Here is a 7,569-nt window from a genome sequence, read left to right as displayed (position 1 = left end):
TGATGAACGCCTTCAAGGCGGAGATCGTGAAGCAGGGCTATGAGGTCATCGAGTCCGACGGACAGGTGTCCTCGCCCAAGCAGACGGCCGATATCGAGGCCGCCATCACGCAGGGCGTGAAGGGCATTGTCATCAGCCCGAACGAAGTGGACGCCATGGCGCCCGCGCTGCAGCAGGCTGTTGAGGCTGGCATTCCCGTCGTGACGGTGGACCGCCGCGTGGCGCAGGTCGAGGGCATTCTCGCCCATGTCGGCGCTGACAACGTCAAGGGCGGCGAGGCCCAGGGCAACCTGATCATGTCGATGTTCCCTGATGGCGCGACCATCGTCAACCTGCAGGGCCAGTCGGGCGCCTCGCCCGCCATCGACCGCAACAAGGGCCTGCACAACGTGCTTGATCCGGTGGCCGACAAGTACAAGATCGTCTTCGAGCAGACGGCCGGCTTCGCCCGCGACAAGGGCCTCTCGGTGACGGAGGCGGCACTTTCCGGCCTCTCCGAGCCGCCGAAGGTGATCGTTGCCGCCAATGACGACATGGCGCTCGGCGCAATGGAAGCAGTGAAGGCGCGTGGCCTCACCGGCATCGCCATCATCGGCTTCGATGCGCTGCCCGAAGCCCTGGCCCAGGTGCGCGATGGCGGCCTCACCGCCACCATCGAGCAGTTCCCCGGCCAGCAGAGCGCGCTGGGTGTCCAGACGCTTGCCGCCTTCATCAAGGATGGCACCAAGCCGGCTGAGCAGGTTCTGCTCCTCACGCCGGTCGCCATCACCAAGGACAACCTCAACACCGCTGAACGCCTCGGCGAAGTGAAGTAACCTATAGGAACCCTCCGGCCGGGCAGTCGTCCGGCCGGAGGATTTTCTCATGACAGGGCCAGGCGAGACGTCACCGCTACTGCGCATGCGGGGGATTTCAAAATCCTTCCCCGGCGTTCGCGCGCTCGAATCGGTTGATTTCGAGGTTGGAGCGGCAGAGATCCATGCCTTCCTCGGTGAGAACGGGGCGGGCAAGTCAACCCTGCTCAAGATCCTGTCGGGCGCCCAGCCGCCTGACACTGGCAGTATTGAGTTCGCAGGCAGCGCCGTCAGCTTCTCCTCCCCGCAGGAGGCCCAGCGGGCGGGCATCGTCACCATCTACCAGGAATTCACGCTCGCCCCCGACATGACGGTGGCGGAGAACGTGTTCATCGGCCGCGAGCCCGGCTCCCGCTTCTTCATCAGCTACCGCCAGCTCGAAGAGCAGACGGCAGCACTCTGCCGCCGCATCGGCCTTGAGCGCAGTCCGCGCGCCCTGGTGCGCGATCTTTCGGTGGCCGAGCAGCAGATGGTCGAGATTGCCCGCGCGCTGTCCATGAAGTCGCGCCTGATCGTGATGGACGAGCCCACCAGCGCGCTGAGCCGCGCCGAGGTCGAGAACCTCTTCGCCATCATCCGCAGCCTGAAGGCGGAAGGCATCTCCACGATTTTCGTCACCCACAGGCTCGAGGAAGTCTTCGAGATCTGCGACAGCTATACGGTTCTGCGTGACGGCCGCCATGTGGGCCGCGGCGCCGTCAGCGGCATCGGCATGGATGGAATTATCCGCCTCATGGTTGGCCGCGAGCTGGGCCTGCTCGCCCGGCGCTCCGAATCCTACAATACCGGCGAGGTGGCCGTCGAACTCCGCAACATCACCCGCCGCCGCAAGAGCACGGATGCCAGCGCCATCGAGCTTCACGATGTCTCGTTCAAGGTGAACAAGGGCGAGATCCTCGGCCTTGCGGGGCTCGTCGGCGCCGGCCGCACCGAAACGGCGCGCGCGCTGTTCGGGGCTGATCTCTTCGATTCGGGCACCGTGCTGGCGGAGGGCCGCGAACTGCGGATCACCAGCCCGCGCGATGCCATCGCCAACGGCATCGGTCTCGTGCCGGAGGACCGCAAGCAGCAGGCGCTGTTCCTCGCGCTGGCCATCCGCACCAACCTGTCGATTGCCGCGCATGACCGCATCAGTTCGCTCGGCGTCTTCATCAGCAGCGCCAAGGAAGACAAGCTGGTCGAGGAATACCGCCGGCTCCTCAACATCCGCATGGCCTCGCCCGACCAGATCGTCGGCAATCTCTCAGGCGGCAATCAGCAGAAGGTGGTGCTGGCGCGCTGGCTGGCGCTGCGGCCCAGCGTCCTGATCGTCGACGAGCCGACGCGCGGCATCGACATCGGCGCCAAGGTCGAGGTGCACAACCTGCTCTTCGAAATGGCGCGCTCAGGCATCGCCATCATCGTGATCTCATCCGAATTGCCGGAAGTCCTGGCGCTCGCTGACCGCATCATCACCATGCGCGAAGGCCGGGTCACCGGAGAGATCATGCGTGAGCATGCGACACAGGAAAAACTCATGACGCTGATGACCATCGGTCCGCAGCGCGCGGCATGACGGGAGAGTGATCGATGAGCAATGGCGTGGTGAAGCCTCCGGGGGAAGGGTTTGACGCCTTCACCTTTCTGGCGCGCTTTGCGCCGCTGATCTTCCTGCTGCTGCTCATGCTGGTCTTCGCCATCATGGAGCCGCGCTTCCTGTCGTCGGTCAACCTGTTCAACGTCATGCGGCAGGTGTCGATCACCGGGCTGCTGGCAATCGGCATGACCTTCGTCATCCTCACCGCCGGCATCGATCTTTCCATCGGCTCGCTTCTGGCCTTCGCGGGCCTCGTTGCGGCGGCGGTCGCCAAGGGCGGCATGGAGGATCGCTTCACGGTCGGCGACGAGACGATCGGCTATGGCTGGCAACTCGCGGCCCTGGCGGCCATCGCCGTGGGGCTGCTCGGCGGCCTGCTGCAGGGCATCGCCATCACCAAGCTCAAGGTGCCGGCCTTCGTGGTCACACTGGGCGGCATGTCGGTGTTCCGGGGGGCAGCCCTGCTGTTCGCCTCTGGCGGCCCCATCTCGGGCTTCCAGCCGGACTACACCTGGTGGGGCCAGGGGCGCATCCTATCGGTGCCGGTGCCTGTCATCATCTTTATCGTCTGCGCCATCGTCGCACATGTGGTGCTGAGTTACACGCGCTACGGGCGGCGGGTCTATGCGGTGGGCGGCAATCCGGAGGCGGCGCGGCTTGCCGGTGTCAACGTCAACTGGGTGATCGCCAGCGTCTACGTCATCATGGGCTTCTTCGCGGGGCTTGGCGCCTTCGTGCTCTCGGCCCGGCTCAACTCCGCCGAGGCCGTGGCGGGAACGGGCTACGAGTTGACGGTGATCGCCTCCGTCGTCATCGGCGGCACCAGCCTGTTCGGCGGCTCGGGCTCGATCTTCGGTACGGTGATCGGCACCGTGCTCATCGGCGTGCTGCTCAACGGGCTCGTGCTGATGAACGTCAATTCCTACATCCAGCAGATCATCATCGGCGTCATCATCGTGCTCGCCGTGGCATTCGATACCTTCGCCAAATCACGGCGAAAACGCGCCTGAGGCTCGAGGCGCGCGTTACGTCCCTTCCGTCACCCCAGCGAAAGCTGGGGTCCCGCTTTCTGTCAGCATGTGCTGCACCGAAAGCGGGATGCCAGCTTTCGCTGGCATGACGGTGAAAAATGTGGGGGCTAATCTCCACTGACTGACTGCCGCTCAAGAGCATGATCTTGCGCGAGTTTTTTTGATCAGATGATTCCACCTGGCCTGAACGCGTCAGGCCGAAAGGTAACGCGACAGCTTGTTCAGCGAGTCGTTCTCGACCAGTTCCTCGATCTGCACCTCGCGGTTCAGTTTCGCCTCAAGGTCCATGCACCAGTCCACGATCTTGATGCTGTCGATTTGCAGCGATGCGAGATCGACGTCGGCGTTCTCGTCTGACTGGAGACGCTGGTGTTCCGGCTCGCTGATCATGCCGCAAGCCAGCATGCTCTCGATGATGGTGCGGCGGACTTCGGTGACTGTCATGGCAGGATCGAGACCTTCAGAGTTTTGACGAAGTTGAACGTATGGGTGCACTCGGATTGGTAGTCGGTGATCTGGCCACGGATTTTCCGGTCATTGAACTGCTCCGAAAGGTGTCTCTAGCGCGCGTTCCGACCAGGTGGAATCACCTGGTCGAAAAGAACTCGCGCAAGTTCAATGGCTTGAGCATGATCTTTTCGCAAAAGTGGTTTCCACTTTTGCGGATCATGCTCTAGAGTTGGCGCCAAACAAGGTATTCCATGTTCATTGATTGGTTGAGTATCCCAAAGGCGTAATGGGAAGATTGGGTGTTCGAGAAGGATCTTCGGGTCAGGCGCCTCGAGTCCTTTCTTCCGTCTAATCGAGCCGGAAAACTTATGAATCGCAAACGACTTCAAGTCGTAATTACTCTATCGGCCTTGTCTGGACACACTATCTTGAGTGTCTTGGTAACGTGGAAGGAGTGCGATCTGTCGCTTTCAAACTCGGTTACAACTCCGGCGAACTTTCTTGAATTGAACTGTTCTGTGAGGTGCTTCCAGATCGTAAGTGTGAGTTGCTTTCCGATGCAAGCATGCCTGCCGGCGCCGAAAAGTGCAGAATTGATTGCTCTATCATTCGAGTAACCGAAGGGCTCAAGATGAATACGGATTATATCACTAGGCTTGACTCGATGTCCCGCAATCTCTGTGGGCGAAATTGCGCTTCTGTGTGTGGTCGAGATCATTACCTCAACAGGATATGGCGGTAATTGTGCTGGAGCAGTACCCCCACTGAGTTGGAAAGCCAGGAATAAGTTTTCCGCTAGGGTTGAAATTACATTCTCCACACCAAAAACAAGACAGTTCAACTGGCAGATGAACTCGTCTTCGTCCGAGCTAGGGTCTGTCCCGAGGAATTGACAAACGCGCTCGAGCATGACGTCGAGCTTGCTCAGTGAAGCCATGGTATGTTTCACTTCAAACATTTTGCCAAGTCTCAAGCCCATCACCTCTTCGCTTAGGTCGCGATCGACGAGCTTGGAAAAAACATCTCCGATGAGAGGTGTAAGCAATTGGGTTACAAGATTGATCTCACCACTCTGTGGGATGCTATCAAGAAGACCGCAGATGACGTTTGGCAGTCGCTGTTCGATTTCATGGTGTTTCGATGATAGATATTGTCCGAGGATTTTCCTAATTCGCGTATGGTCCTGGTTCTCTAGGAAAATCGGTAGTAACTCTAGAGCGGGTTGTAGATGTATGAAGCTGTTCGGCTGTCTGCGCCGCATTTCTCGGACAAGTGCCCTTAGATCAGGGAGTGCAAAATCCGTGCTACGCAGTATATCGATGGCAATGCTGGGGTCGACGATCACCAGCGTAGAGAAAAGGTTTCGTTCCCACCATATCTTGGGCTCACATGCTTCGAAAGCCGCCCGGCGAGCTGTAGCGTCCATAATGCGGCGAAACTCGAACGACTTCAAATTTGGACCCCATCGTTGGCTTGTGCGCCTTCTCGTTTCTTGCGAGTAATGAAATCAAGCCACAGGGGTTTCAGCAGCCCATAGACCAATACATCCAATCGCTCCTTGTTTGTTGAGTTGCTTAGGTGTTTTCGGAGACGCCCCTCGCGTCTCCACGCGCTTTGGGCCATTAACCAAATCATTGCCTTGTTTGTAGGAAGCACGTTGGCCTTGCCTTTGTGAAATCCGGTTTCCATAAATAGGAGCCGATAGATCTCATCGGCGCATTCGGTGATTACGTTCTTGCCCCGCCAGCTTTTGTCGCCGATCAGGGTAGAGACCACGAATGTTCCCTTGGACACGTTGAGCTTGATGATGAACACGCCGATGGGAACCGCCGAGCCTGCGGGGAAGATGCCGATGAACCGGCGGTCTGGGCGCGACAGGCCTGTTGCGAAGAATGAGCGCTGGCGTTCGATGCTCCAGGTCTTCAACTCCGCATTCATCATTTCGGCGACGATGGGATCGAGCGTCCAGCTTTCAAGCTCAGGTCCCTCGTCGCCGGGCTGGAGCGTGCGGAGAACGAAGTTGGGTGTCCGCAGTTCAATGATTTGGGGAGGCAATTCGCTCACTTGAACGACCTTTCACCCTGACGATCCGAAACGGATAACCGAGGGTAGACAAATGTGATCGATTGCACAACATGCATTGATCGATGCCACCCAATTTTTGCGCAAAATTGTCATCTTAGGTTGAAGGTGTGGGGTCTGGAGTTGGAAACCATGCGAACTGCATCATCGTCAGGCGTCTGCCATCCCTCAACCCAGGGATTTCATCGGTAAGCTCTGCCTCGAGGATCCAGTCGCTTGCGGAAAAATAGGCGATTGCTTGCTGATTGGTTTGCGGCACCTGCGCGACGTACTTATCGATCCCGAACCTGCGGGAGATACGGGGCAAGAGGCGGGGCAGCACCTCGCCCGCCACATGGGCCAGGCTTACCCTGTGCGTGTCGACCATGATCTCGACCATGGCAATGAGGTGCTTGCGGTCAAAGTTCATCTCCAGCACGCCCAGGTGCCCGTCCGTCTCTGCATCGAAGATGCCGATGATCGCCCGTTGATTGGCGTGCATCCGCATCACGTACTGGCCAAGCTGCTCCTTGCTCACACGCCTTGGTCTCAATCCCCGCGGCAGCATGATCTTGGGATCTGCCAGCCAGCGTGACCAGTCGTCGGACACCAGCCGGGGTGACATCAGCCTGATGCGGTACTCGCCGCATCGGAGGTCGAGCTGGGCTATGTTCTGGGGTTGCTGCAAAAAAGTTCATTCCGCATTTACGGGCGCACCATAGGCATGCCCGTCCCGTGATGCCAGTGCGAATCGATGCCGCAATTCTTGCGGAAAAACCCTCTGCCACCAATAGGGCTCCCACTTTTGCGGTTCATGATCTAGACTGGCCGCTATGGGTTGGCGTGACATCAACATGAACCGCCGCAAGCCGCCTGCCCGGCTGGCGGTGGTTCTCGTGGAGGAGGGGCAGGACGCGCGTGAAGCGGTGCTGCGCAAGGCGTGCCTGATCGCCCTGTCCACACTGGCTGACAGCTCAAGCATCGCGCCAAGTCTCGCCGCCTTCGTTGCCGGCTACCTTGCAGGTTTCGCCCGCCATCAGGCGCTGAAGCATGGCGTCGATGCGGAGAAGGACATGCTGAGCCTTTGCGCAGTCCTCGGCTCTGATGCGCCTGCCGCTCTGGCGGAGGAGATTGCGGCGCTGCGGTTCTCGCCGCGTACGGGGTCACTCCGGACCTCGCGTGCCATGTTGCGTGCCGAAAACGGTAACGCGGATGCGGGCTACCTCGCAGGCCATCTCGCATCGCTCTGCGGAGCCGATCGGCTGCTCGGCTCCGCAGTGAAGCTGCTGGCCGCGGGCAAGATTGAGGATTTCCTCACCGCCTGCGACGTTGCAGCTGATCGCCTGCAGACCCACCAGCCCACCATGGCCCTCCGCTTCGATGAGGACGAGCGCGCGATCCTGCGCCAGGCCTTGATCTAGAGCATGATCCGCAAAAGTGGAAACCACTTTTGCGGTAAGATCATGCTCGAGCCATTGAACTTGCGCGAGTTCTTTTCGACCAGGTGATTCCACCTGGTCGGAACGCGCGCTAGTGTCTTGATCGATAAATATGTATGATCATGCCCTGATTTGATTTGGGGGCATGAGATGGGCAA

At 59.5% G+C, this 7,569-nt stretch carries 8 protein-coding genes; 4 read left to right on the top strand and 4 right to left on the bottom strand.

Going from position 1 to position 7,569, the window contains the following annotated elements:
• The 3 genes from ACILRA_RS16675 to ACILRA_RS16665 form a co-directional block, all read left to right on the top strand.
• Positions 1–815: substrate-binding domain-containing protein (locus ACILRA_RS16675; RefSeq protein WP_395663196.1), on the top strand; the 815-nt coding region annotated here is incomplete at its 5' end.
• Positions 816–864: 49 nt separating this feature from the next.
• Positions 865–2,409 (top strand): sugar ABC transporter ATP-binding protein, encoded by a 1,545-nt coding sequence (locus tag ACILRA_RS16670; protein ID WP_395663195.1) that lies wholly within the window; start codon positions 865–867, stop codon positions 2,407–2,409.
• Positions 2,410–2,423: 14 nt separating this feature from the next.
• Positions 2,424–3,440 carry an ABC transporter permease gene (locus ACILRA_RS16665; protein ID WP_395663194.1) on the top strand — a complete coding sequence of 339 codons (1,017 nt, stop codon included), beginning with the start codon at positions 2,424–2,426 and terminating at the stop codon, positions 3,438–3,440.
• 213 nt (positions 3,441–3,653) lie between these two features.
• Here the strand turns inward: ACILRA_RS16665 and ACILRA_RS16660 are convergent, their stop codons facing one another.
• The 4 genes from ACILRA_RS16660 to ACILRA_RS16645 form a co-directional block, all read right to left on the bottom strand.
• The gene (locus tag ACILRA_RS16660) at positions 3,654–3,905 is read right to left on the bottom strand and encodes a phosphopantetheine-binding protein (RefSeq protein ID WP_395663193.1); all 252 of its coding nucleotides are present in this window, start codon (positions 3,903–3,905) and stop codon (positions 3,654–3,656) included.
• Positions 3,906–4,296: 391 nt separating this feature from the next.
• Positions 4,297–5,364, bottom strand: a complete 1,068-nt coding sequence (locus tag ACILRA_RS16655; protein WP_395663192.1) for a hypothetical protein — start codon at positions 5,362–5,364, stop codon at positions 4,297–4,299.
• Positions 5,361–5,975: a GNAT family N-acetyltransferase gene (locus ACILRA_RS16650; RefSeq protein WP_395663191.1), complete on the bottom strand. Its 615-nt coding sequence runs from the start codon at positions 5,973–5,975 to the stop codon at positions 5,361–5,363. The genes ACILRA_RS16655 and ACILRA_RS16650 overlap by 4 nt, the downstream gene beginning before the upstream one ends.
• A gap of 115 nt (positions 5,976–6,090) precedes the next feature.
• Positions 6,091–6,660: a hypothetical protein gene (locus ACILRA_RS16645; protein WP_395663190.1), complete on the bottom strand. Its 570-nt coding sequence runs from the start codon at positions 6,658–6,660 to the stop codon at positions 6,091–6,093.
• Positions 6,661–6,826: 166 nt separating this feature from the next.
• Between ACILRA_RS16645 and ACILRA_RS16640 the strand changes: the two genes are divergently transcribed.
• Positions 6,827–7,393, top strand: a complete 567-nt coding sequence (locus ACILRA_RS16640; protein ID WP_395663189.1) for a hypothetical protein — start codon at positions 6,827–6,829, stop codon at positions 7,391–7,393.
• Positions 7,394–7,569 lie beyond the last annotated feature (176 nt).

The sequence above is a fragment of the Aestuariivirga sp. genome (genome assembly GCF_044239095.1).
Lineage (GTDB): Bacteria > Pseudomonadota > Alphaproteobacteria > Rhizobiales > Aestuariivirgaceae > Aestuariivirga.
The sequence above is the reverse complement of the archived record's forward strand: the minus strand, read 5'-3'. Positions and strand labels throughout refer to the sequence as shown.